The organism is Thioalkalivibrio sp. HK1, from assembly GCA_000583135.1.
Lineage (GTDB): Bacteria > Pseudomonadota > Gammaproteobacteria > HK1 > HK1 > HK1.
This window is the reverse complement of sequence record JFBG01000110.1, coordinates 1-1,119: the sequence shown is the minus strand read 5'-3', so window position 1 is coordinate 1,119 and position 1,119 is coordinate 1. Positions and strand designations below refer to the sequence as shown.

At 52.7% G+C, this 1,119-nt stretch carries 1 protein-coding gene; it reads left to right on the top strand.

Going from position 1 to position 1,119, the window contains the following annotated elements:
* A partial coding sequence (locus tag BF99_RS23170) for a site-specific DNA-methyltransferase (RefSeq protein ID WP_025772658.1) occupies nt 1-1,119 on the top strand: 1,119 nt, incomplete at both ends.

Here is a 1,119-nt window from a genome sequence, read left to right as displayed (position 1 = left end):
GGGGGGTAATACACCTTTACAACTAGGGTTTTTCGAGGCCGAGCGCAATACCCCGCTTCGAGAGGCCGTCGAGTTCTATCGCCATCGAGATAACTGGAGCAATCGACTGATCGCCGGCGATAGCCTGTTGGTGATGAATTCCTTGTTGCGCAAGGAATCGATGGCGGGCAAGGTGCAATGTATCTATATGGACCCGCCTTATGGTGTCAAGTACGGCAGCAACTTCCAAGCCTTCGTCAGCAAGAAAGAGGTCAAGGACGGGCGCGCCGAGGATCTCCCCCACGAACCCGAAATGCTCAAAGCCTTCCGGGATACATGGGAGCTGGGCGTTCATTCCTATTTGACCTATATGCGCGATCGCTTGTTGCTGATCCGGGAGTTGTTGAGCGAAAGCGGCAGCGTATTCGTTCAGATCGGCGATGAAAACGTACACCGGCTGGGGCTGGTGATGGACGAGATCTTCGGCGCCGACAATCGGGTGACCACGATCACTTATGCTTCTACCGGTGGCAGTTCGGCCAAGACCCTGCCCGATGTATCGAACTATCTGCTTTGGTATGCCAAGGATAAAGAGAGGATTAAATTTAGGCAGCCTTATCAACAGTTGAATCGTCGTGAAATCGTTGATTTTTTCAGTTGGCATGCCATGGTCGAATTGGAGAACGGGGAGTGTAGAAAACTGACCGAAGAAGAGATGCAGGATCCGGAAAAATATCTTCCTGAAAATGCCCGACTTTATAAGCGAACGAGTATCACATCTATAGGGCATTCCACGACCGGTCGATCGGAGGCCTATCTCTGGAAAGACAGAGAATTTCCTTGCCCCAATAATAGACACTGGAGCGTCTCGAAAGAGGGATTGGATCGCTTGGCCGATCTCGGTCGGTTGGATGCTGCAGAACAAGAAGGTTCTTTATTGAGCTGGAAATGGTACGAGGAAGAAGTTCCGGGCCGACGTTTGCACAATATCTGGTCCACGCAAATGTCCGCCGGCGATAAACGCTATGTCGTCCAAACCGCCAATAGCACGATACAGCGCTGCATCCTGATGACCACCGACCCCGGCGATCTGGTCTTGGATCCGACCTGCGGCAGCGGCACCACCGCTCATGTCGCCGA